The following is a 25,153-nucleotide window of genomic DNA, read 5'->3' as shown; positions in this document are numbered from 1 at the left end:
GGATTGCACGCTTTTGCATTTGAACATACACCTACACCTGTAAGCCAACCGGCACAACCTGCAAGCAAGCCTACCACTGGTGGTAAACCAATGACCGCAGCAGAAAAGGCACAAGCAATGAACTTCGCCGTAGGTATTCAGCAGGGAGTTCAGCGCAGTAAACAGCAGTTCGACACAACCATGCAGCGTGCTAAGGCGCAGCAAAAGAACCCATTGAACTTACAGCGTGTAACACTGGGTGTAGGTGGAACGAAGCCATCAATGACAGCTGGAAAAGCCACACTCACACTGGTGGAGAAATCCACCAATATGCTACTTATGCAGAAACTGCCATTTGGAAAGCTGTCAAAGCCTCTGGCAAAGGTAGTTAGGAAACTGCTGCTACCATACAAGGACAGGCTGAAGACCATTACAACAGACAACGGACCTGAATTTGCAGCACATAAGGACATTACCAAGTGCTTAGGCGTGCCCGTGTACTTCGCTGATCCATATTGTTCTTGGCAAAAGGGAGCTATTGAAAATACAAATAAACTAATCAGACAATATATACCGAAAAAGGATTCGTTTGAACATTATACAGAAAAGAGAATTATGTCGATACAAAAGAAATTGAACGAAAGACCGAGAGAAAAATTAAACTTTTCTACTCCAAAGTGTGAATTCTTCAAATACGTTTTATAAATTTGCACTTGTGGGTTGACTCTGCGGTTGAGTCTGCGAGAGAAAAAATCTACAGAAAAAGCAAACAAATCTTTGGCCATATCAAAAAAATACTCTATCTTTGCATCCGCAATTAACAAGGTACCTTGGCCGATCGGTTAGGTAACGGTCTGCAAAACCGTGTAGAGCAGTTCGACTCTGCTAGGTACCTCTACAAAGAGTGAAGAATTATCTTCACTCTTTGTATTTTTATTGGTTAATACACATACAAAAAAGGCTCAGCAAGATTCTATCTTTTGAGCCTAAATATTATCTATGAAATGCTTTTTCCCCTATTGTACCAATGCTTCACATAATTTACGCTGTAACACACGCGCATCTAACACTGACATATCTGTATCCATAATAGCAAAAGCAAGAAGATGCCCATTACTACCAATACAATATCCTGCAAGCGAACTGATACCATAAGGATGAGAAAGAGTTCCAGTTTTGGCCCTCACCTTTCCTCTTAATTTAGAACTGGACATTTCTCTACGCAGTGTACCATCAACACCTGCAATAGACAATTGATTGTATAACATACGGAAAATAGATTTGTGTTGATAACCATAGCGTAATATTGCTGTGAGAGCGACTGGTGAAAGATGATTATGAGTACATAATCCACAACCATCGTGAACAACTAATGTCGAATCATGTAGTTGTAATGTATCTTTTAAAAAGGTCTTTAAATATTGTACACCTGCGGTAGTTGGTTCTATATCAGGATTCACACGATGTCCAATAGTGTAGAGCATAGATGTAGCTTGCGTGTTAGAACTATTCTTCCACATGCGTCGCGTCACTCTGTCTATTGAACGATAAAAGCGAAAAATACAATGAAATTTCTTGGAAATCTTTGCTATAACAATTTGATTATCGGCCACTTGGATTCCATATAAACGAAGTGAAGACTTAAAGTCACGTATAACACGTGGTGCTCCTTTGTAAAGAATACTATAGTGTGAAAAACTTAAATCCCAAGGATACCAATGCTTCTCACTCTGTACTGGCTTATGAAGTAATAAATCCAAACGAATTTTACCACTGATTTTTTTAATACCACGCCGTTTTAGCTCTTTAGCGAACATTGTGAAATCAGTTCCTTGCAACTGTGGATCTAAATCCGCTCGAAAACCTAAATCACCGTGTAGTATTCCATCACTTACAGTTCCACATGTGTACAAAGATGTTGTATATAGATATTTAGTACCCAGCAATTGCAACCCGGCAACCCCACTAAGTAGCTTCAAGCATGAAGCTGAAGATTGTGCTACATTCTCATTCACTCCGTAGACAGGCTTATCTGCTGTAAGATCATAAACAAAAAAGCCAAAATTTCCTTTTGCCCGCGGCTTCGCTGCAAATTCTACGAGTCGCTCATACAGAGCATTATCAATTTCGACATTCTCTGATACTAGGCTTTGTCTTTTTTCTTTCGTTCTGTTATCATTTCCACATGCATAGAATAAAAATATTACAACCAATACTACAATTACATGCAAGGGAGAATATAACCTATTATCAATAATCCTTCTACTCATTTAACCTTCTACAACTTAATTTTTTTCTTTACCCCTTTACTCTCATTGCTCATGCGATCTAAAGACGTTACAACATAGACGTATTTCTCCATACCTTTGTCATAGGGCAATTTATAAAAGGTGTTATCGGTTATCGTTACAATACAATTAGGATTCTCTATGTCTATTTTCTCATCTTTTTTAAAACGATAGATAACATATTTGGTCACAACATCATACCATTTCTTCGCTTTAGGCGCTTTCCAAAATAGAATATAACCATCGCTCGTCCACACCGGCTTCACCTTTTTAGGTTTCTTTGGTGCTTTATCATCAATAAATGTCATTTGAGGTTGGAGTGCAGGATTTCTCCAATAATGTTCACGCAACATTGTACCATAGTTACCCATATTATCTGTAACAGCTTTAGCATACCACAAGACAGTTCCTTTTACATTCTGCATTTGTTTATGGAGTTCAAACTTTGCGGTTTGCTGATTTTTTTGTGGATTAGTTAAATCCGGAGTACTAACAGAGCGCTCTACACTCTCGCCGATATAAAGAGGCCTATGAGAAGCATGTCGATTCCACCAGCGAATAAGAGTAGCATAATCTGCTGTAGGATGACCAATCTGCCAGTATAACTGTGGAACAGAATAATCTACCCAGCCATTATTAACCCATAAAAGGACATCAGCATACAAATCATCATAGTTCTGTAATCCCCTAGTCTCACTTCCTATCAGTGGAGCATTTGCCTTATTTCTATATATACCAAACGGTGAGACTCCAAACTTGACCCAAGGTTTTACAGAATGAATAGAATCAGACAACTGCTTAATAAATAGATTCACATTATATCTTCGCCAGTCATCACGATTGTTAATACCATTTCTACTTTCGGCATATTCTTTATCATCAGGAATCATAGAACCAGCTACAGGATACGGATAGAAATAATCATCAATATGGAAGCCATCAATATCATAACGTTTTACAATATCGGTAGCTATGCGACATATAAATTCTCTATTCACGGCTTGTCCGGGATTCAATATAAATTGACCATCATATGAGAAGACACGCTCTGGGTGTAAAATAGCAATATGATTTGAAGCCAACGTTGATGTAGATTTTGTCTTCGCCCTAAAAGGGTTTATCCATGCATGTAATTCCATTCCACGCTTATGACATTCTTTTACCATCCATTCTAACGGGTCCCAAAAGGGCTGTGGCGCCAATCCTTGTTGGCCAGTCAAGAACCTACTCCAAGGTTCGTATGGGCTAGCATAAAGAGCATCGCATTCAGCCCTTACTTGAAAGATAATAGCATTAACCCCATCCCGTTGTAGTTCATTTAATTGGCTAGTTAGCATTTGTTTTATCCTTTGACTGCCTAGCCCCTGAAATTGGCCATTGACACACTGAATCCATGCTCCACGAAACTCACGTTTATTTTGAGCTTGACCAAAACATGGAATCAATAAAAGAAAAATCAAAAATAGAAATATTAAGCGTTTCATATTAAATAAGTGTAATGTACATATTTGGCTGAACAGTAAAATAACTGGTAGACAGATGGCAAAGTTAATAAAAAAACACCATTATTTTTTGTATTCGATTGCTTTTTATTAACTTTGGCCTAAATACAATTTGATGAAAACGCAATGGCTCTATATAATCTTACTGGCACTGTCATCTGCCAATGTATTTGCAAAAGCGCATTCTGATACGCTCTTGCTACACCGAGTTTTCTCATTTGCAGCAACTGTTGACACTACGAATATCAAGCCAAATACATCCTATACTTATACCAAATACTCATTAAATGTAAAACAACGTAACTTTATTTTATTAGCGGTTCCTACGATGTATGCTGTAGCACATGGAGAGAGCCGAAAGTATATAGGTGAGACCTTAGAACAAATTACTTCACAAAATATTGAGAGATACTCAACCCGCAATCTGCTAGATGTAACTACAGTACCCCATCATAAAAAGAGCATGTCTAACGTGCTGAAATATCTTACACCTCGACTTTATGCAGAGACAATGATTGGTGACAACCTATTATCTCCTTTTAATTATTATAATCGACGATATTATAAATATTCCATTGCATTTATGAAAAATGGAATAGCAAACCTACACTTCAAGCCACGACTGAAGAACACACAACTGATAAAAGGTCAAGCACTTATAGATATTGAAACCGGCAGCATTATTAAAACGCTAATAAATGGTGAATACGATATGGTCAAATTCACCCTGAATTTAAATATGAATAGAAATGGAGCGTATGCATTAGTTCCAAAAGAAGCTATACTGACCTGTAATTTCTCTTTCTTGGGCAATAAAACCGATGGACACTTTCAAGCTGTATATGGCTTAACTCCACATTTTACGGATAGCATTGGTGATTCCCATGATTACCAGCTCATGGAAAAATTGCGCCCTATTCCTCTCTCTGCAGAAGAGCAAAATACGTATACAGAGTATTTCAACAAAATCAAAACAAGGACAATTCAACCCAAAACTACAAGTCCACTAAAAAAAATATTATGGGATATAATTGGTGACAATATTTTAAACCGAATTAGATCTAACTATGGAAAAGCAAACCAAGGATATTTTAGGATGGATCCCATCTTTAATCCTCTTTATATGGGATATGACGATAGACGCGGATTCATCTACAAACTTGATTTAAGAACAAACTATGATTTTGATTCCAATAGAGAGTTTTATATTCGCTTAAAATCGAGCTATTCATTTAAAAGACATCAATTCTATTTCAAACTTCCAACCGTATTTTATTATAATAAGCAAAAAAATGCTTATATAGAAATGCAGCTAGAAAACGGGAACTGGATTAGAAATGAACTTATAGAAAGTGAACTAGATAAAAAGAGAGTTAAATCTACCTATAGTGATTATAGCCGAAGTAAATATTTCAAGGACATGCATGTAAAAATCAAGAATAATCTTGATATTAATAAATACATAAGCTTTCAAGTTGGAATCTCTGCTCATAAGCGCTCAGCCATGGAACACGAAAGATATGAAGCCGCAGGATTACCATCTAACTATGTATCCGTAGCTCCAATGGCCGAAATTCAATGGCGTCCAAGAACTTGGAACGGGCCTTTGATAGCATTAGATTATGAACGCGGTATAAAGAATTTTCTTGGTGGAGATATTAATTATGAACGCTGGGAGTTAGATATGCAATGGATTAAACGTCTGACACGTCTCCAATCTCTACAAATGAGAATTGGTACCGGTTTATATACCAAGAAAGGTGAGTCCGCTTATTTCCTTGATTTTGAGAATTTTAGAGAGAACAATCTTCCCGGAGGTTGGAACGACGACTGGAGTGGCGAATTTGAATTACTAAACTCTAACATATATAATGCCTCTAAATGGTACGCAAGAACGAATTTTACATACGAAAGCCCATTACTATTTATTTCAAGACTTCCATTGGTTGGTCACTTTATAGAAATGGAACGTTTCTATCTTAGTGGTTTATGTGTGAAAACAATTCATCCATACATAGAAATGGGATATGGGTTTACAACAAGATTATTCTCCATCGGTATGTTCGTCAATAATGAAAATGGACGATTCAGAGATTTCGGATGTAAATTGGGTTTCGAATTATTTAGACACTGGTAGATTATGACTCAACATCAAAATAATACTTTAACAGTATATCGGGCTAGCGCAGGTTCGGGAAAGACATTCACGCTTACTATAGAATATATCAAATTACTAATTGATGAAAATGTCAACTATAAATCAATTTTAGCTGTTACCTTCACAAATAAAGCTACCGAAGAGATGAAACTACGTATTCTTGGGCAGCTTTATGGGATTTGGAAAAACCAACTAGCTAGCAAGCCTTATTTAGACAAGATTGCAGCCGAAACAAAACTACCAATAAAAATCATAATGAATCGCTGTGGTCAAGCCCTCCATAACCTTCTACACAACTATAACTATTTTAAGGTAGAGACCATTGATGCCTTTTTCCAAACCATTTTGAGAAATCTTGCTAGAGAACTAGAGCTCTCGGCAATACTTAACGTAGGGCTCAATGATATTCAAATCGAACATCAGGCAACTGACGAACTAATAGACCAATTAGAAAAAGGCAATAAAATCATCTATTGGATTCTTGACTATATTCAAGAAAATATGGATGATGGCAAATCTTGGAATGTCATTGGAAAAATCAAGTCGTTTGGGGAGAGTATCTTTAAAGAGTACTATAAGCAACATAGTGAAAAGCTCCGTGCCACCATTGGTGATGATAAGTTTTTCTATCAATATACGAAGGAGATTAAAAAGATTCAGCAAGAAGCTAAAGATAAAATGGCTGCTCAAGCACAAATATTCTTTGATATAGTAGAAAAGCATGGATTTAATATTAATGATTTTAGTAAGGGAGACAGAGGGGCATGCGGCTATTTTCTAAAATTAAAATCTGGAGAGTTTTGGGAAGATGAAAAGATCTACAATAAATCAGCTCAAAACGCATCAGAAAACCCTGATGCATGGGTAACTAAAAAGTTCTGTAAAGATGGAGAGCCTATTTATGAATTAGCAAAAACTCAACTTTCTCCCCTCCTCCACGCAACAGAATCAATAAGAGTAGTAGAAGCACGTAATTATAAAAGTGCCACACTTACCCTTCGACACATGTACCAATTGAGACTATTAAATAGTATAGAAAACAAGGTTCATGAAATCAACCAACTATCAAATAGGTTTTTGTTAAGTGATACCCAAACATTGCTCTCACAGATGATACAAGGGAACGATGCACCATTTATTTACGAGAAGATAGGTTCGCAGCTAGAACATATTATGATAGATGAGTTTCAAGATACCAGTACTGTCCAATGGCAAAACTTCAAAACACTTTTACTAGAATGCATGAGTCATGGATATAGCCCAAACCTTATTGTCGGAGATGTAAAACAAAGTATTTATCGATGGCGTTCTGGAGATTGGAGACTCTTAAATAATATTACCCAGCAGTTTGAGGATACAGAAACAGTAGCATGCCATTCACTAAGTACTAATTATCGTTCCAACAGAAATATTATAGAATTTAATAATCGCTTCTTCACTCAAGTTGTTGAGGCTGAGTACGACAAACTCACAGAACTAAAAAGTAAAGAAGCCGAAGAGTTGAAAAGGGCATATTCAGATGTTGTCCAAGAAATTCCTGCAGAGAAAGAACCTAAGGGGCTCATTAAAATAGAGCTACTTAATTCTAACGATTTGTATCAAGAGGCCATGCTTCAAAGCGTTGCAGACACGATTCACACTCTTCTGGTAAATGGCGCTCAAATACATGACATTGCTATTCTTGTAAGAGACAACAAAGGCATACAAACCATCAGTGAATACTTTACAGCTACATGGCCCGACATCCCAATAGTTTCAGACGAAGCCTTTCGGTTAGATTCATCTATAGCTGTAAATATTCTCATAAATGCCATGAAAGTTATCGCGCGACCGGATGACCTTATTGCTAGAGCTTTTTTATCCAAGGCATATAATACTTATATAAAGAATGTAACTAGCAATGTAGTAATCGAGAAATCAGAACATATCAACGACATATTGCCAAAACAATTTTCAGAACATATCGAAGAGCTACAACACATGCCGATAATAGATATGGTCGAAAAGATATATAGCATTTTCCATATCGAGACCATACAGTCACAAAATACATATATCTGTGCATTCTATGATATTTTAGAAAGATATATGCAAGACAATATTCCTGATATTGGCTCCTTTTTAGAGGAATGGGATGACAACTTACATCAAAATACAATACAGACAACCGAAACTGACGGTATTCGACTTATAACAATACATAAAAGTAAAGGATTGGAATTTGACCATGTCATCATTCCGTTTTGTGACTGGAAGTTAGACAGAACCGACAGGCAGATTTGGTGTTCCCCAAAAGAATACCCATACAATCTCCTACCTATCGTCCCTGTTGATTACTCTTCCAAATGGATGGTTGGTTCCATCTATGAAGAAGATTATTATCATGAATATCTACAGAATGTAGTTGATAATATCAATTTATTGTATGTAGCTTTTACAAGAGCCAAAAGAAATTTGTTTGTATATGGCAAACAAGACGATAAAGAATCTGGTCGTTCCAAAGTTATTCAAGACTTTATAGAAGGTTACTCATTTGAAGAAGGTGAACTTGATATTGCGTCTACGGAAAAAAGCCACAAACAAGATGAAGCCAATGTATTTACTCCAAACTATCTTAAGATGGATTTACAAATACAAAATCGCCCTACCATCAATCTTACATTTAGGCAAAGCAATAGTAGCAACGATTTCATTAACAACATGGATAAAGAAATCTCTCTGACGGAGAGAACTAACTATATTCTCCATGGCAATATTTTACACAAAATATTCTCTTCCATCAACACTTCGAAAGATATACCTCAAATTCTTAGCAAACTAGAAATGGAGGGAATATTTAATGACAATGATAGCTCTTTTACTTATGATAGAATATCCAATCTAATTAATAAGCGATTTGAGCATCCTATTATTAAAGAATGGTTTTCTGGCAACTGGCAACTTTTCAACGAATGTAACATCTTACGTTACAATCAGTTGTCCAATATTGTTGAAGTTAGACGTCCCGATCGTGTCATGGTTAACGATAGACAGGTTATTGTAGTTGATTTTAAGTTTGGCATTTATCATCCAGAATACGAACAACAGGTAAGGGAATATATAACAATTTTGACTGATATGGGATATACCTATGTTAAAGGTTATCTTTGGTTTGTGTACTCTAATCAAATTAAAGAAGTTAAATAAGAATCATGGCAACATCTTTTTTACATCATGTAGCAGAAAATATCATTCAGAAATTTGGTAACAACCTCTCCCATATTGCAGTGGTTTTTCCAAATAAGAGAGCGTCTTTATTCTTGAATGAAGAATTAGCTAGAATGGTTGATAGTCCCATTTGGAGTCCTAACTACATTACTATTAGCGATTTATTTTGTAAACATTCCACATTAAAGATTGCCGATTCTATTAAGCTAGTCTGTGATTTACATAAAGTATTCGTATCATGTACCCAATCAATAGAAACATTAGATCAGTTTTATAGTTGGGGACAAATATTATTAAACGATTTTGATGACATTGATAAAAACATGGCATCAGCCCAAACACTTTTCACCAATCTCAAAGATATACACAGGCTGGACGATTCATCTTATTTAAATGAAGAACAGATACAAACTTTAAAGAAGTTTTTTTCCAATTTCCCTGCAGATCACCAATCTCTCTTAAAGCAGAGATTTGAAAACCTATGGAATCATCTTGATACCATTTATAATCAATTTAGAGATACTCTTCGGTCGCAAGGGTTAGCCTATGAAGGACAATTATATAGAGAGGTGGCTGAAGATAATAGTATAGTTTTTCAATACGATTATTATCTTTTTGTTGGATTCAACATGATGCAAAAGGTTGAATTACAACTCTGCGACAGGCTAAAAAAAGAAGGAAAAGCATTCTTCTATTGGGATTTTGACAATAGCTATATCTCTCATCAAAATGAAGCAGGATACTATATTGCTCAGCATCTTATGCGTTACCCAAATGAGTTGGATACTATTTCTGCCGAAATATATAATAATATGTCTAGCCCAAAGGACTTTTCATTTATAGCTTCCCCTACAGAGAATATGCAAGCTAGATATGTTGGTCAATGGTTACGCGATAACAATCGTATAAAAGCTGGCAAGAAGAGTGCTATTGTTTTATGTAATGAGAATCTATTACCAACTATTATTCATAGCATACCAGCAGAAGCAGAGCAGATAAATATTACTACAGGTTATCCTTTGCAACTTACTCCCATAGCCTCCTTAATACGATTACTCGTAGTACTCCAACTACAAGGATACAGAAGAGATACACAAAAATTTCGAACACATTGGATAGAGAAAGTCTTACGACATCCTCATGCAAGATTAATCACATCATATACAAGGGAATTATTAGATCACATACATCAAAAAAGACAATTCTATTATTCTACTGATGAGTTGTCAACAACCGAAGATTTAAAGCACCTCTTTACATTCCATGATAACATTGGCGAAATAACAACTTGGCTAGTTCAAATTCTCAAACAAATAGGCATCAACTATGCTAGAGACAGCAAAGAGGGAGGCGAGGAAACTTCTCCTTTCTTTCAAGAATCGATTTTCAAAACTTATACCCTTGTAAATCGTTTGTTTGGACTTGTTATAAATGGTGATCTAGATGTTGACCTTACAACATTTCAAAAGCTGTTAAATCAACTTATACAGACCACTACCATTCCTTTCCATGGAGAACCTGCAGTAGGTATCCAAGTCATGGGAGTCCTCGAAACTAGAAATCTAGACTTTGACCACCTATTGATACTCTCATGCAACGAAGGTAATATGCCTAAGGGGATTCATGATACATCTTTTATACCTTATTCTATTAAAAAGGCTTTCAACCTTACTACAATAGATAATAAGGTGTCTATTTATGCATACTATTTCAATAGACTACTTCAGCGAGCTAAAGATATAACCATCACGTATAATAACTCTACGACAGACGGACAAACTGGAGAGATGAGTAGATTTATGCTCCAGCTCTTAGTAGAAAGCCCCCATAATATTAAGCGTTACATCATGAATTCTGATAAAGCTCCTAGTCCGGGGATAGCTAAACAGATTTCAAAAGAAGGAGAAGCTTATGATATACTAACAAATATAGAACGCTTATCACCCACGGCAATTAACACCTACATCAGATGCCAATTAAGATTTTATTATAGATATATAGCCAGCATAGCAGAACCGGATAACGCCGATGATGAGGGAGTAGACAATCGCGTCTTTGGTAATATTTTTCATAAAGCAGCAGAATTATTTTATCAACCATTCTTGGAGCAACAGCGTTTAGTTACGAAATCAGATTTGGAGCAGGTTATTCAAGGAAAAGATCGTCTAAAATTAGAATACTATATAGATGAAGCCTTTAGAACCGAACTCTTTAAGACGTCGAATCAGGTAAAATTAGAATATAGCGGTTTACAGTTTATCAATCGTGAAGTACTATTGACCTATCTTAGACAATTGTTAAAATTGGATGTAAAGCATACTCCTTTTAGAATTTTGGGATTAGAAAAAAAAGTTGAGACTTCTATTGAACTTAATACAGAAAGAGGGAAAAAGAATTTGGTACTTTATGGGAGTATCGACCGCTTAGATCGTATTGAAGCTATAAATCAAGAGTCTTCTATCCGTGTCATAGATTACAAGACCGGTAGCAATGACAAGATGAGTGTTAAAGATGTAGAAAGCATTTTTGCCGGTACGAATTTAAAAAATCATACAGATTACTTTCTGCAGGCAATGCTTTATGCCATAATTGTTAGAAATGACAATAAGGAAAATCCTTCAAACTTGCCTGTATCCCCTTCCCTGTTATTCATCCAACATGCAATCAAAGAAGACTTTGAATCTACTCTAAAAATCAATGGTAATAGGATTTCGGACATACAAGACTATAGCCATATATATAGAGAATTATTGAAACAGAAGCTAGAAGAATTATTTAATTCACACATACCATTTTCTCCTACTAGCGACAATAATCGGTGTATAAATTGTCCTTATCTGAAAATTTGCAAGTGTTGAATTATATACATTCAAATATTATGAGTACCTTTGCACATCAAATTTAAAATCAATGAAAGCATTAAAAGACAGAATTCTCAAAGATGGCCAATGTTTTCCGGGTGGAATTCTAAAAGTAGACAAGTTTATTAACCATCAGATGGATCCTAATCTGATGAAACAAATTTCAATAGAACTAATAAGAAGATATGCTTCTACTGAAATTAATAAAATTCTCACAGTTGAAGCTTCTGGTATAGCTCCGGCCATTATGATGGGCTTCCTATTGGATTTACCTGTAGTTTTTGCCAAGAAAAAGATGCCATCAACAATGAATAACATGCTTTCAACTACAGTTTTCTCTTTCACTAAACAGCGCGAATACCATGTTGTCATTTCTAAAGATTATCTCACAAAAGACGACAAGGTACTATTTGTCGACGACTTCCTTGCTTATGGCAATGCTGCCAAAGGAGTCATTGCTCTATGTAGACAAGCGGGATGCGAATTAGTGGGTATGGGATTTATAATCGAAAAAGCTTTCCAACATGGACGTGATGTCATTGAGGCCGAAGGTGTCAGATGCGAGTCCTTGGCTATTGTAGACTCTCTTGATAATTGTGAAATCAAATTAAGAGATGAATAAAAACATGGCTAACAACTATTCACCAAAAGAACTTATCTACGGTCTTAACGATCGTCCACCACTCAAAGAAACTCTTTTCGCAGCACTACAGCATCTACTGGCTATCTTCGTAGCAATCATTACCCCACCTTTGATTATTTCAAGTGCTCTAGGATTTGACCTTGGAACTACCGGTTTCCTCGTTTCCATGTCATTATTTGTATCAGGTATCGCTACATTTATACAATGCCATAAGCTAGGTCCTGTCGGTACAGGTTTACTATGTATTCAAGGTACTAGCTTCTCTTTTATTGGTCCTATTATCGGAGCAGGAGCTTTAGGCATGGTTTCTGGTAAACTAAACACGGAATTAGCCCTTAGCTACATCTTTGGAGCTTGTATGGTTGCTTCTGTTGTAGAAATGCTTATCAGCCGTTTACTGAAATATACACGTAAAATTATCACTCCTTTAGTATCTGGCATTGTAGTAACGCTCATCGGTATGAGTCTTATTAAAGCCGGTATTAATTCTTGCGGTGGTGGCGCTGCAGCCCAAGCTAATGGTACCTTTGGAAGCCTTACCAATCTTGCACTCGCCACATTGGTTCTTGTCTCTATTATACTATTCAACAGAAGTAGCAATAGATTTCTTCGTATGTCATCTATAGTTTTGGGACTATTGATAGGATGTGGAGTAGCTATTGGACTCAATATGATTAATTTTAGTGAGATAAGTTCATACAACCATTTTAACATTCCTGTCCCATTTAAATATGGACTAAATTTTGATATTTCAGCAATCATTTCACTGGGACTTATTTACTTAATTACAGCCATCGAGGCTTATGGTGACATCACTGCCAACTCTATGATTTCCGGAGAACCGGTAGAAGGTCCTGTTTTTATAAAAAGAGCCTCCGGTGGTATCCTCGCCGATGGTTTTAATTCTTTCCTTGCAGCTATATTTAATTCTTTCCCTAACTCCATCTTTGCACAAAATAATGGTATGATTCAACTTACGGGTGTTGCATCAAGATATGTTGGATACTTTATTGCAGCCGCATTGGTTGTACTAGGCCTGTTCCCTATTGTAGGATTGATCTTCTCGTTAATTCCCGATCCGGTTCTTGGTGGTGCTACCCTCCTCATGTTCGGAACAGTAGCTGCCGCAGGTATTAAGATTATTGCGTCTACTAGGCTCAATAGAAAAGCTATATTAGTGATTGCACTTAGCTTTGCTATGGGACTCAGTGTTGAAATGGTGCCGGGAATACTTGACCAAATGCCTGAAACTATCAAGAATATATTCTCTTCTGGTATTACAACCGGTGGTCTTACTGCTATTCTTGCAAATGCTTTCATCCATATCAAAGAAGAACAGGAATAATAGATTTGTCGCGATGCAATAGATATTGTGATTGCACCGTAAAGACTCTGATAAAATCAGAGTAAAATGGCATATCTTCAAAAATTAAAAATAGGAATTTTGCTCATGTTGGTGGTAATAACGTCTGTAACTTCATGTAGCAATGACAATGATACAGAAGAAGCCGTTTTACATCAGAGCTACGTTCAAGGGAAACTCAACAATCAGAATATTGTGATGAACGATATCAATGCTAATATACTGATTGACAGATCTAATTTTGACTTCAGTTCTGGAAAGCAAACAGATATTCCCGCATGGTTTGATTGGGAAGTGAAGTTGATTGAGACAAAAGACTCGGTCATCACACTACATCTGCATGTTGAAGATGTAAAGAAGACCTACGATGTAATATATTCTCCAAACGATAAAGAACCTATTAAGACCAAAACTACTTGCTACGCTACGGTCAAAGATTTAAAGAATAATACGACATCTATCTACCATCCTACACATTCATCACCTATAAAAATTGTGTGGAAAACATTTATGATGACGGTCGATAAAGGCTATAAAAATTCAACAAAACAGTATGAATACAAATTGAATTTTACCGGGCATAGATGGGCCGGGTATCGAAGGTAACTTGGATGGTATGTTAACCAGTGTTGACGCATCCAAATCACCTTTGAAGATTAGTATAAAGTTTATATTGTACTAAGCATTATCCCTCTCAATAATAGAGTAAAGCTGAACTGTTGTGTTCAGCTTTACTCTATTATGAACTTTTCAATACACACAGCAATAAAAACTATTAATTATCAATTTTGTATTCTTCTGTCTTAGGAATTATTATTATCTTTGCGTCAAGATTGAAATTCTAAACTTATCAAAATAATTAAGGTAAAATGAAAATCGAACAATTCAACTTTGCCGGCAAAAAGGCAATCGTCCGTGTGGACTTCAATGTACCATTGGATGAGAATGGAAATGTAACTGACGACACACGTATCCGTGGTGCTCTTCCCACTTTGAAGAAAGTTTTGGCAGACGGTGGTGCGTTGATTATGATGAGCCACATGGGTAAGCCTAAAGGCAAGGTGAAGCCTGAACTGTCATTAGGTCAGATTGTTAAAAATGTATCTGCAGCTCTTGGTGTAGACGTTAAATTTGCAGAAGATTGTGGAAAAGCAGATGAAGCTGCCGCAGCTTTGAAACCAGGCGAGGCTCTTCTCCTTGAAAATCTGCGTTACTATCCTGAAGAGGAGGGTAAACCTGTAGGTGTAGAGAAAGGTACTCCAGAATTCGACGAAGCTAAGAAAGAAATGAAAGTTCGTCAGAAAGATTTTGCTAAGAAATTAGCTTCTTATGCAGATGTATATGTAAACGACGCATTCGGTACTGCACACCGTCGCCATGCTTCTACAGCTGTTATTGCCGACTTCTTCGATGCAGATGCTAAGATGCTCGGTTTCTTGATGGAAAAAGAAGTAACTGCTATTGACAACGTTCTGAAGAATGCTCAGCATCCTTTCACAGCAATCATTGGTGGTTCAAAAGTTAGTTCTAAACTTGGTGTCATCAAGAATCTGCTTGACAAGGTAGACAACCTCATCATCGGTGGTGGTATGGGTTACACATTCATCAAAGCTCAAGGTGGTAAGATTGGACAATCTCTACACGAGGATGATTTGATTCCAGAAGCATTAAACGTGATGGCTGCTGCCAAGGAAAAAGGCGTTACGCTTTCTCTTTCTACCCACACCGTATGTGGTAAAGAATTCTCTAACGATACAGAACGCCAGACATTCCCTATCAACGAGATTCCAGATGAGTGGGAAGGTATGGATGCTGCAGAACAAAGTTTGGAAGAGTGGAAGAAGATTATTCTTTCATCTAAGACTATTTTGTGGAATGGCCCTGTTGGTGTATTCGAGTTGGAGAACTTTGCACACGGTACTGGCGAAATCGCAAAATATGTTGCTCAAGCAACACAAGAGAATGGCGCTTTCTCACTTGTTGGTGGTGGCGACTCTGTAGCTGCTGTTAACAAGTTTGGCTTGGCTGACAAGGTTTCTTATGTTTCTACAGGTGGTGGTGCTATGCTTGAAGCTATTGAAGGCAAAGTACTTCCCGGTGTAGCAGCTATTAAGGGCGAATAATAAAATACGTTCTAAATATAAAAGGGAATGGAGTTCTACTCTATTCCCTTTCTTTGTATGTATATGTAAGGACATAGTCCGGTGTCATTCGATAATAAACCGTTAAATGCTCTTCTGTCTTTAAGTTGTCTACAATAACCATCCCAGATTTCTTAACCTCATAGGGAAGCAAACGTATAGCAAAGAAACCAAGATGCTGGGCGGAGTAATATTTATAGACTGTTTCTTTAGCACTCCAATTAATGAGTTTTTCATTAAGAGTATGCGACTGTTCGTCTGGACGAATAAACCTACTAAATATCCTTTCAACACGCCTACTAAAATACTCTATATCTATAGAGACTTCTCGCTCTTTAGACAAAATTAAAGCGGCATAACCTTTTGTATGACTTATACTTATCTTATATCCTTCATAAAAAGGCTTACCATCTTCGTTATATTGAATCAAAGAAAACGAAGTTGAGTATGTCATCTCGTCTAACAAGGAGTAAATAGCTAACTTCTCTATCTGGCGAGCAATACTCTTATGTAGACTTATTTGTTGCTCATAAATAGGATGTAGTTGGGGTTTTGCAGTCAAGAAGTCCTCAACACGCAACTCATCTATTTTCCACAAGCCCAGTAAAACGTCCGGAGCAAGTGTCTCCACACTCATCAAAGCCATAAGCCTATTTTATTTCTGTTGGCAGAATAACAACCTTTATCCTGCTGATTCTTCTATCTTCAATAGACAAAATTTCAAAAGAATAATTCCGATAGATTATCTTTTCATGAATACTAGGGAAATCTCCTTTGATTTCCAAGAGTAAACCTGCCAACGAATCAGCATCACCTTCAACTTCGGCAAATTCATCGTCGCTAATTTGAAGTATTTTGCAAAAATCGCTCAACAAAGTCTTACCCTCAAAGATGTAGGTGTTGTAATTCAATTTTGAATAGATAGATTGCTCTTCATCATATTCGTCATTGATTTCACCGACAATTTCTTCCAATATATCTTCCATTGTCACAAGACCGCTCGTACCACCAAATTCGTCGACGACAATGGCAATATGCACTTTATTTTCTTGGAAATCACGCAACAAATCATCTATCTTCTTCGTTTCAGGAACAAAATAAGGTGGTCGTATCAAGCTTTGCCAGCGAAAATTAGCAGGTTTCGACAAGTGAGGCAACAAATCCTTAATATAGAGTATACCTCGAATATTGTCTGTATTATCTTGATAAACAGGAATTCTACTATAGTTATTTTCTACGATGCTCTTTAATACATCTGTATAAGTACAACGAATATCCAAATCAACAATGTCTTGTCTACTCGTCATGATTTCTTTTGCCGTTTCATCGCCAAAACGAATAATACCTTGAAGCATACTCTTTTCATTCTTGATATCATTCTTATTCGTAAGTTCCAAAGCCTGCTCCAAATCATCGACACTCAGTACATGGTCATGACTTTGAATTATTTTCTCGGCTAACACACCACTACGTAGGAGTATCGATTCCAATGGCCAAAATAGCTTTCGGAAAAACAATATTCCATTTACACTAAATCGGCAAAAGCGCAAAGAGTTCTGACGACTATATACTTTAGGCATGATTTCTCCAAAAAGCAATAAGAGAAATGTCAAAATCACCGTGATGCAAACAAACTGTAACCAATATGCCTCAGGTCCAAAATGAAGTATAGCCCCAAAGACATAATTGCAAAGCATGATAATCGTTACATTGACAAAATTATTGGTAATAAGAATAGTTGCCAAAGTACGCTCACTGTCGTCACGCAATATTTGTATTAAACGGTCTCTATGGTTCTTCTCATCCAACTGAGAAAGTTCAGTCGGTGACAAACTGAAAAAAGCAATTTCTGATGAGCTGGCAAAACCAGAAAGCAACAAGAGCAAGAAAGCTAATCCGGCTGCAATCAGCACACCAAATGTTGGCGGGACAAAAGTTACCGCATGAAAGGAATCTAATATGAAAGATATATCCAATGTAATAAATAGCTAGTTAAAAGGGAAGTGGCTCGTGCGACTCCGTTTGTTCCGTCTTCGTTTTCTGCCCTGAAGCCGATTCAGTACTCGTTACAGATTGAGACTTTGGCGTAAGCAATTCCATATTTTCGGCCATAATCTCTGTTACATAACGACGTTGTCCCTTTTGGTCATCATAAGAACGATAGCGAATACGACCTTCTATATAGAGTTTATCTCCTTTATGTACATACTTCTCCGCAACTTTGGCAAGGCCTTTCCACATGATTATATTGTGCCAATCGGTATGATCAGGTACTTGAGTGCCATTCTGCAAGACATAGCCTTTCTCTGTTGTAGCTAGAGGAAATTGTGCTACAGCTTGATCAGAATCATAATATCTAACATCCGGCTCTTTACCGACATTACCAATAAGCATTACTTTATTCATATAGGATAGCCTCTTTACAATGAATGAATATTTATTTCCAAAGACCTAAATAACGAAAACGGAAGTTTTTCCCTTTAGCTGATGGGAATTGAGATCTCCCATCTACACGGGCACGAAGATGATCTATTATACGATTGTAACAATCTTGTCCGGAAACAGCTTTGCATTGAACCACAAAATGAGTATCACGATATTCATGTTTACCGGTAGTGGGTATCATCACAACGCGTTTAAAATCTAATTCTCCTTCATACCATCCTAGACGCTCTTCTGTCAAACGTGTCATTGCCGTAGCTGCTAAATCTCTCTTTTCAGCAACCGGGCCGGCAGGTATCGGACGTAAAGCTTTCTTCTGTTTGAAATCAGCCATCGTTGCCGCTGTAGTCTTAATGATAATGAAATAAACGCGTTGACGAACCTTATAACGTTTAGGATAGAAAACATCACTTGCTGCATAATCACGGATATCAGCCTCCAATTCCTCATTCATCCCTATTTCGCGGATGGAACTTAAAAAATCAATAGCCTCATCAACACTGGTAGCCAATAGTTCTTTATCGAAATATCTTAAATATAAATTCATTGTGGATTAGTATGTTTTCCTTAAAAACTGAGCGGAAAACGGGACTCGAACCCGCGACCCCGACCTTGGCAAGGTCGTGCTCTACCAACTGAGCTATTTCCGCGAAAAAAACTGGTGAAGAGGAGGAGACTCGAACTCCCACGATGCAATTATCACTACCCCCTCAAAGTAGCGCGTCTACCAATTCCGCCACCTCTCCAACATAAAAAGCATTCTAAACAAATAAGTGCCCAGAACAGGACTCGAACCTGCACGTCGTGAAACACACGCACCTGAAACGTGCGCGTCTACCAATTCCGCCACCTGGGCCTCTGAAACATTTGTTTCAATTGGATTTATTCAGAATGTTGAGCGGAAAACGGGACTCGAACCCGCGACCCCGACCTTGGCAAGGTCGTGCTCTACCAACTGAGCTATTTCCGCGTTAAGCACTTCTCTAAATGCGGTTGCAAAGGTAGTGCTTTTTTCCGAGCCAACAAATTTTTCGCTTATTTTTTTTCATTCTTACTTTCTTTTTGTACACCACCTATTATATATATTACTTTTCCAAGATTTCTAACGGCGTTTGAACGAATTTCGAGGCACCTTTCTCTAGAAGGAAATCCTTACTACGGAATCCCCATAACACACTGATACATGGCATTTGACAATTAAGAGCAGTTTGTACATCCACTTCACTATCACCTACATAGACAGCTTTACTTGCTTCTACATGCAGTTGGTGCAAAGCTTCGATGACAGTATCCGGAGCCGGTTTCTTACGAATATCTTCACGTTCACCGATAGCAACCTTGATATAATCGCCGAAAAAGTGCGCACAAAGTTCGCTTGTAGCCGCATAAAATTTATTACTGACAACCGCCATAGCAACACCTTCTGCTTGAAGCCGGTGCAATAGTTCTATGATACCGGGATAAGGACGGGTCGTGTCAAGGTTGTGTATGAGGTAATGTTCCCTGAAAGCCTGATAAGTTTCATTGAATTTTGGATTCTTATCTCCATTGGGAATAGCGCGTTCCATCAATTTCCGAACTCCATTTCCAACAAATTGGCGAACTTCCTCTATCGTTCGTTCAGGCATTCCATGTTTTCTCAACGCATAATTACAGCTGTTTGCCAAATCGGCCAAAGTGTCCAACAACGTACCATCTAAATCAAATATATATGCCTGATATTTTGCCATAATCTACATTTCCATTTCTAAACATTGCAAAAGTAGATATTTTTGACGACTTAAAAGTACGTCCGAACAAGAAATCATAAAATACTGCAAAGGCCAAGCAAAGTTATTGAACAGCCACAACAGCATTGCTGAAACAAGTTATCAGAAATGCTGTAATTTTTTTGCAGCAACAGATAAGGCACGAAAGTAGTTTTTCAAATAGAAGAGCAAGAGTTTTTAGAACATAAATTTTGATTAGTAAGAGAATTTAGACTATCTTTGCACGTGAAAGCAGTGTCTCGGTACTGTCGCTGGCAATATATTGCAAGAGGAAAGTCCGGGCAGCACAGAGTATTCCACTTCTGAAACAGAAGCTATTGGTGACAGTAGGAATAAGTAGAAGAGAACAACCGCCACTTCGGTGGTAAGGGTGAGAAGGCAGGGTAAGAGCCTACCAGCTGTTGGGTGATCAACAGGCTGTACTTTCTGGAAGCTGCAAGTCCATGTAAACCGTAGTCAAAGAGTTACTCGCTCAATAGCATATGCTAACTACGGAGGGTAGGATGCTAGAGATGTAGGGCGACCTGCATAGTAGATAAATGACAGTAGCTGTTTTTACAGTTTAACAGAACCCGGCTTACAGGGATACTGCTTTCATTTTTTATCTAATGTATTAAAATCACAAACACATTGCTATATGGCTTTTCAATTAAACCAGCTGGACAAGGCTGTTGATGACATCCAGCAACAAGTTTCAAACAAAATAAAAGCACATCAAGGCGAAGCAGGCTTCCCCAAGCTGGAAGATTACCAACTCTGCGATGAACAATTAACCGACTATCTTTTCGACAAGCAAGCCATCTTGGACAGCCTAGGAAGCGAACGGACCAAACTGACAGTTTCGGGCTTTCTCATTGTTTTACCAATTTTGGCTATGTCGCTATATCCGCAAGATAGTTTACCTTGGGGGCGAAACTCCATCTTTGTAGGTATAGCTATAGGCTTCTGCCTGTACTTATTATACAAAGCTATATCCAAATTATATATTTATTACCGATTGAAGAAACTGAACAACCCAAAAATAGAGGAATACATAAGCCTAGTATTGTCCTATCAGAAGTAATTATTACACTCCTATAAAAATCAGACTATGGAATTATCAGACATTCTGCGTTATAAAGACAAATTCAGCCCTAAAGGCTTCTTAGACAAAATATCTCAAATAGCCAAACGAGCCGGTGCCAAATTGGTATATGCAGCCCTCCTACTCTACTACACCTTGGATAATGATAAGGTGAGCGTAAAAGACAAAGCCATCATCCTTGGCGCCTTGGGCTATCTTATCACCCCTTTGGACGTAGTTCCAGACGCAATCCCTATCGCCGGACTAGGTGATGACCTTGCTGTATTGTTCTTCGTCTTACACAAAGTTTGGAATGAGGTCTCCGATGAAATAAAGTTAAAGGCACAAAACAAGCTCTGTCAATGGTTTGATAAAGATGAGATTCCAAATATGGACGAGCTCTTCAAAGAAGACCCAACACAGTCTCCGGTTTAAGCAACTTACATCTAGACATTTATAAAACAAAGTAAATTTATCTCGTAACGGATTTAAGAGCCGTTAAAGTGTTAAATTCAACTGTTAAAATCGAATAAAGAACTGCGACATAATGGCAGTTTTCGATTTTTTGCGTCTATATTTGCAAGCATAAATTCAACAGCGAATATAGAATAAGTTTCAAAACAAATATAAATATGAAGAATTATTCAAAGTATGTATTAGGCACAATGTGCATAGTAGCCATTGGCCTTTCAGCAGGCTCATTCATCAAAGCAAATGCAACCAGTAGCACAAATGCAGCGATAGCAGGTCAGCCTATTGACCTTACTTACGCATCGGAGAAAGCTCTTCCAGCAGTTGTCCATATAAAATATGTCCAAAATTCAAAGACCCAAACAGTCGATGTACCAAGCGACCCATTTGGCGGATTCTTTGATCCCTTTGGTTTTTTCGGTAATCCAAACGATGGTAGCAACGGTGGTAGGCAGAGAAGAAAGATTCAAACTCCCAAAAAAGAAGCTACCGGAAGTGGAGTCATCATCAGTTCAGATGGTTACATTGTAACCAATAACCATGTGGTAGAAGGTGCAGACGAGTTAACCATTACACTGAATGATAACAGAGAATACTCTGCAAGAATCATTGGAACAGACAAAACAACAGATTTAGCTCTCATCAAAGTCAATGGCAAAAACCTCCCTACCCTGCCTATAGGAAACTCGGACGACCTGAAAGTAGGAGAATGGGTGATTGCCGTAGGTAATCCTTATGGCCTTAACAACACCGTTACGGCAGGTATCGTCAGTGCGAAAGCACGCTCATTGTATGCAAATGGTGTTGAGAGCTTTATTCAAACTGATGCTGCCATCAATCCCGGAAACTCTGGTGGTGCGCTTGTCAATGCTCGTGGTGAATTGGTAGGAATCAATGCGATGCTATATTCTCAGACAGGTTCATACAGTGGTTACGGCTTTGCCATACCTACAACTATTATGAATAAGGTAGTAGCCGATCTGAAACAATACGGGACAGTCCAAAGAGCTATTTTGGGTATCAAAGGACAAGATGTATTAAACTATATCAATGCACAGAAAGAACAAAATAAGGAAGTTGATTTAGGAACAAATGACGGTATCTATGTAGCAGAAGTTGAAGAAGGAGGTTCGGCAGCAACTGCAGGGCTTAAAGCCGGTGATGTAATCACGAATGTCGATGGTAAAGAGGTAACTAAGATGGCTGAGCTACAAGAAGTATTGGCCAAGAAGCGCCCCGGCGAGAAAGTTAGCATCACCTATTTACGCAACAAGGTTAAATCAACAAAGACTGTTACACTGAAAAATGCTCAGGGCAATACAAAAGTAATGAAGACTGCCGATCTTGATGTACTTGGTGCTAGCTTCCGACCTGTAGGCAACTCGACTAAAGAGCAACTTGACATCAACTTCGGACTTGAAGTTACTAAGGTCTCAAATGGTGCTATCAAAGAAGGTGGAATTACTCCGGGCTTCATCATACAATACGCTAATGACACTCCAATTAAATCGATTAGCGATTTACAAGATGCTGTCAAAGCAGCTTCAACAAGTAAAGACCCTGTACTCATTATCAAAGGTATATGGCCCACAGGAAAGAAAGATTATAAGGTAGTGAAGATTAATTAATAAACAACTCTACTACAAATAAAGGAAGGACTTGATTTTCATTTTCAAAGAAATCAAGTCCTTTTTTGTTTTAGTTTTATATGCTAATATCATACTATGCAAAAAAGAGTAAAACATTTGCACATTCTATAAGAAACACTTAACTTTGCATTTAGCTTAAAATTAACGGCTAATGCGACAACTGAAAATCACAAAATCTATTACCAATCGAGAGAGTGCTTCTCTAGATAAATATTTACAGGAGATTGGGCACGAAGACCTTATTTCGGTAGATGAGGAAATTGAATTGGCGCGACGCATCCGTAAGGGAGACAGACGTGCATTAGAACGCTTAACTAAAGCGAATCTAAGATTTGTCGTATCAGTAGCAAAACAATACCAAAATCAGGGACTAAGTCTACCAGACTTAATCAATGAAGGTAATGTAGGATTAATTAAAGCTGCAGAAAAGTTCGATGAGACTAGAGGATTTAAATTCATATCGTATGCCGTATGGTGGATTAGACAAAGTATTCTTCAAGCTATAGCCGAGCAAAGCAGAATAGTGAGACTACCACTTAACCAAGTTGGTTCGGTCAATAAGATTAATCAAATCTTAAACAAATTCGAACAAGAGCATGAGAGGCGTCCTAGCATCGAAGAGATTGCCGAGAAGATAGATATTCCGGAAGATAAGATTGCGGACGCCATGAAAGTCAATAACAGGCATTTATCAATGGATGCACCAATTGCTGAAGGAGAAGGCAACAGCTTGCTTGATGTATTAACTAATACTGATGCTCCTCAAGCTGATAGTCAACTCGTCCAAGAATCTTTGCAAGATGAAATCTCTCATGCTTTGCAATTGCTCAATGAACGTGAAAAAAACATCATTGTAGCATTCTTCGGTATAGGACAACCTGAGATGACACTTGAAGAAATAGGTAACAAATATGATCTGACTAGAGAACGGGTTAGACAAATAAAGGAAAAGGCTATAAGAAGATTACGTCATCATGGACAAAACAAACTTCTGAAGCCATATCTAGGTCAATAATATTAAATACAATAAGATAATAATGAAACTAAGATTTTTTGTCATGCTGCTTGCCGGTGTATTTTTTACATCACATGTATATGCCAGCAAGAAGAATAGTAATCAAGTATACATGTACGGGGTAGCAGCATCGTTCAATGATTCTACTGTATATTTCACAGATATTCAACAACTGAGTTCAGCTTGGATAGACCATGAAGGATTCTTATATAGTAGAGACAACTATTCCTACCAATTAAAAGACTATCTTGCCAAATTAGGATTCAGTCATGCTACTTGTATTACCACTTATAGTGATAATAGAAAAGATATAGAGAAGAAATATTTAAAGACTAAAAAGAAATATACCACAGTAAAAGGAAAGGGTAAAGATAAAAACCATTACACTGTCAAATACATTACATCTTCAGACTTTGCCTACAAGCCAATTGTTCCAGATGAGCAAGAAATAGAAAAGGCAAATAAGAAAGCCAATAAGAAAAAAGCACGTAAGCAGAAACAAGGAGAATAAGCTTGATGTGCGGCAGACTCATGTAGCCACAAGCAAAATAATAATAACTCATTATTTTAAGCAAAAGATTTTTTCGTGACATACTATTTTG

At 37.5% G+C, this 25,153-nt stretch carries 20 protein-coding genes, 5 tRNA genes and 1 other RNA gene; 15 read left to right on the top strand and 11 right to left on the bottom strand.

Annotation, left to right across the window (positions count from 1 at the left end; all coding sequences use genetic code 11):
• Both AC1EK4_RS09840 and AC1EK4_RS09835 read left to right on the top strand, forming a co-directional pair.
• The coding region (locus AC1EK4_RS09840) for an IS30 family transposase (protein WP_480358091.1) at positions 1 to 684 on the top strand (684 nt) is incomplete at its 5' end.
• Between the two features lie 119 nt (positions 685 to 803).
• Positions 804 to 874 (top strand) — tRNA-Cys (locus tag AC1EK4_RS09835).
• Between the two features lie 121 nt (positions 875 to 995).
• Here the strand turns inward: AC1EK4_RS09835 and AC1EK4_RS09830 are convergent.
• Both AC1EK4_RS09830 and AC1EK4_RS09825 read right to left on the bottom strand, forming a co-directional pair.
• Positions 996 to 2,249: a D-alanyl-D-alanine carboxypeptidase/D-alanyl-D-alanine-endopeptidase gene (locus AC1EK4_RS09830; RefSeq protein ID WP_480358088.1), complete on the bottom strand. Its 1,254-nt coding sequence runs from the start codon at positions 2,247 to 2,249 to the stop codon at positions 996 to 998.
• An 8-nt stretch (positions 2,250 to 2,257) separates the two neighbouring features.
• A complete protein-coding gene (locus AC1EK4_RS09825) occupies positions 2,258 to 3,751 on the bottom strand; it encodes a glycoside hydrolase family 10-like protein (protein WP_036899821.1) in 1,494 nt (497 codons plus the stop codon).
• A 133-nt stretch (positions 3,752 to 3,884) separates the two neighbouring features.
• On the opposite strand from AC1EK4_RS09825, the gene AC1EK4_RS09820 reads away from it, so the two are divergent.
• The 7 genes from AC1EK4_RS09820 to AC1EK4_RS09790 all read left to right on the top strand — a co-directional run bounded on the left by AC1EK4_RS09820 (position 3,885) and on the right by AC1EK4_RS09790 (position 16,124).
• Positions 3,885 to 5,906: a DUF5686 family protein gene (locus AC1EK4_RS09820; protein ID WP_036899823.1), complete on the top strand. Its 2,022-nt coding sequence runs from the start codon at positions 3,885 to 3,887 to the stop codon at positions 5,904 to 5,906.
• 3 nt (positions 5,907 to 5,909) lie between these two features.
• Positions 5,910 to 9,113: a UvrD-helicase domain-containing protein gene (locus AC1EK4_RS09815; protein ID WP_480358086.1), complete on the top strand. Its 3,204-nt coding sequence runs from the start codon at positions 5,910 to 5,912 to the stop codon at positions 9,111 to 9,113.
• A gap of 5 nt (positions 9,114 to 9,118) precedes the next feature.
• Positions 9,119 to 11,992: a PD-(D/E)XK nuclease family protein gene (locus AC1EK4_RS09810; RefSeq protein ID WP_480358083.1), complete on the top strand. Its 2,874-nt coding sequence runs from the start codon at positions 9,119 to 9,121 to the stop codon at positions 11,990 to 11,992.
• A gap of 52 nt (positions 11,993 to 12,044) precedes the next feature.
• Positions 12,045 to 12,617, top strand: a complete 573-nt coding sequence (gene xpt / locus AC1EK4_RS09805) for a xanthine phosphoribosyltransferase (protein ID WP_036899830.1) — start codon at positions 12,045 to 12,047, stop codon at positions 12,615 to 12,617.
• A 4-nt stretch (positions 12,618 to 12,621) separates the two neighbouring features.
• Positions 12,622 to 13,983 carry a nucleobase:cation symporter-2 family protein gene (locus AC1EK4_RS09800; RefSeq protein WP_036899837.1) on the top strand — a complete coding sequence of 454 codons (1,362 nt, stop codon included), beginning with the start codon at positions 12,622 to 12,624 and terminating at the stop codon, positions 13,981 to 13,983.
• Positions 13,984 to 14,049: 66 nt separating this feature from the next.
• Complete coding sequence (locus tag AC1EK4_RS09795; protein ID WP_062434106.1) at positions 14,050 to 14,607, top strand: hypothetical protein; 558 nt, start codon at positions 14,050 to 14,052, stop codon at positions 14,605 to 14,607.
• 263 nt (positions 14,608 to 14,870) lie between these two features.
• On the top strand, positions 14,871 to 16,124 hold the full coding sequence (locus AC1EK4_RS09790) for a phosphoglycerate kinase (protein WP_036900889.1): 1,254 nt from the start codon (positions 14,871 to 14,873) through the stop codon (positions 16,122 to 16,124).
• Positions 16,125 to 16,164: 40 nt separating this feature from the next.
• Here the strand turns inward: AC1EK4_RS09790 and AC1EK4_RS09785 are convergent, their stop codons facing one another.
• The 9 genes from AC1EK4_RS09785 to AC1EK4_RS09745 all read right to left on the bottom strand — a co-directional run bounded on the left by AC1EK4_RS09785 (position 16,165) and on the right by AC1EK4_RS09745 (position 20,314).
• The gene (locus AC1EK4_RS09785) at positions 16,165 to 16,788 is read right to left on the bottom strand and encodes a 4'-phosphopantetheinyl transferase family protein (RefSeq protein WP_036900891.1); all 624 of its coding nucleotides are present in this window, start codon (positions 16,786 to 16,788) and stop codon (positions 16,165 to 16,167) included.
• Between the two features lie 4 nt (positions 16,789 to 16,792).
• Positions 16,793 to 18,118: a gliding motility-associated protein GldE gene (gene gldE / locus AC1EK4_RS09780; RefSeq protein WP_082721713.1), complete on the bottom strand. Its 1,326-nt coding sequence runs from the start codon at positions 18,116 to 18,118 to the stop codon at positions 16,793 to 16,795.
• Between the two features lie 16 nt (positions 18,119 to 18,134).
• Positions 18,135 to 18,548 carry a single-stranded DNA-binding protein gene (locus AC1EK4_RS09775; RefSeq protein WP_036900893.1) on the bottom strand — a complete coding sequence of 138 codons (414 nt, stop codon included), beginning with the start codon at positions 18,546 to 18,548 and terminating at the stop codon, positions 18,135 to 18,137.
• Between the two features lie 31 nt (positions 18,549 to 18,579).
• The gene (locus tag AC1EK4_RS09770) at positions 18,580 to 19,131 is read right to left on the bottom strand and encodes a hypothetical protein (RefSeq protein WP_062434088.1); all 552 of its coding nucleotides are present in this window, start codon (positions 19,129 to 19,131) and stop codon (positions 18,580 to 18,582) included.
• A gap of 30 nt (positions 19,132 to 19,161) precedes the next feature.
• Positions 19,162 to 19,234 (bottom strand) — tRNA-Gly (locus AC1EK4_RS09765).
• 9 nt (positions 19,235 to 19,243) lie between these two features.
• Positions 19,244 to 19,330: transfer RNA gene (locus AC1EK4_RS09760), tRNA-Leu, on the bottom strand.
• Positions 19,331 to 19,358: 28 nt separating this feature from the next.
• Positions 19,359 to 19,440, bottom strand: a tRNA-Leu gene (locus AC1EK4_RS09755).
• 41 nt (positions 19,441 to 19,481) lie between these two features.
• Positions 19,482 to 19,554: transfer RNA gene (locus AC1EK4_RS09750), tRNA-Gly, on the bottom strand.
• Between the two features lie 115 nt (positions 19,555 to 19,669).
• Complete coding sequence (locus AC1EK4_RS09745; RefSeq protein ID WP_062434081.1) at positions 19,670 to 20,314, bottom strand: HAD family hydrolase; 645 nt, start codon at positions 20,312 to 20,314, stop codon at positions 19,670 to 19,672.
• Between the two features lie 270 nt (positions 20,315 to 20,584).
• On the opposite strand from AC1EK4_RS09745, the gene rnpB reads away from it, so the two are divergent.
• From rnpB to AC1EK4_RS09715, 6 genes are all read left to right on the top strand, one after another.
• Positions 20,585 to 20,949, top strand: an RNA gene (gene rnpB, locus AC1EK4_RS09740) — RNase P RNA component class A.
• 41 nt (positions 20,950 to 20,990) lie between these two features.
• Entirely contained in the window at positions 20,991 to 21,416 is a 426-nt protein-coding gene (locus AC1EK4_RS09735; protein WP_036900252.1) for a hypothetical protein, read from the top strand.
• Positions 21,417 to 21,443: 27 nt separating this feature from the next.
• Complete coding sequence (locus AC1EK4_RS09730) at positions 21,444 to 21,851, top strand: YkvA family protein (RefSeq protein WP_036900255.1); 408 nt, start codon at positions 21,444 to 21,446, stop codon at positions 21,849 to 21,851.
• A gap of 197 nt (positions 21,852 to 22,048) precedes the next feature.
• Entirely contained in the window at positions 22,049 to 23,515 is a 1,467-nt protein-coding gene (locus tag AC1EK4_RS09725) for a Do family serine endopeptidase (protein WP_036900257.1), read from the top strand.
• A 172-nt stretch (positions 23,516 to 23,687) separates the two neighbouring features.
• Positions 23,688 to 24,551 (top strand): sigma-70 family RNA polymerase sigma factor, encoded by an 864-nt coding sequence (locus AC1EK4_RS09720; protein WP_062434079.1) that lies wholly within the window; start codon positions 23,688 to 23,690, stop codon positions 24,549 to 24,551.
• Positions 24,552 to 24,573: 22 nt separating this feature from the next.
• A complete protein-coding gene (locus AC1EK4_RS09715; RefSeq protein ID WP_036900260.1) occupies positions 24,574 to 25,062 on the top strand; it encodes a hypothetical protein in 489 nt (162 codons plus the stop codon).
• Positions 25,063 to 25,153: the final 91 nt, after the last annotated feature.

Source organism: Prevotella sp. C0026C3, from assembly GCF_056590795.1.
The sequence above is the reverse complement of the archived record's forward strand: the minus strand, read 5'-3'. Positions and strand labels throughout refer to the sequence as shown.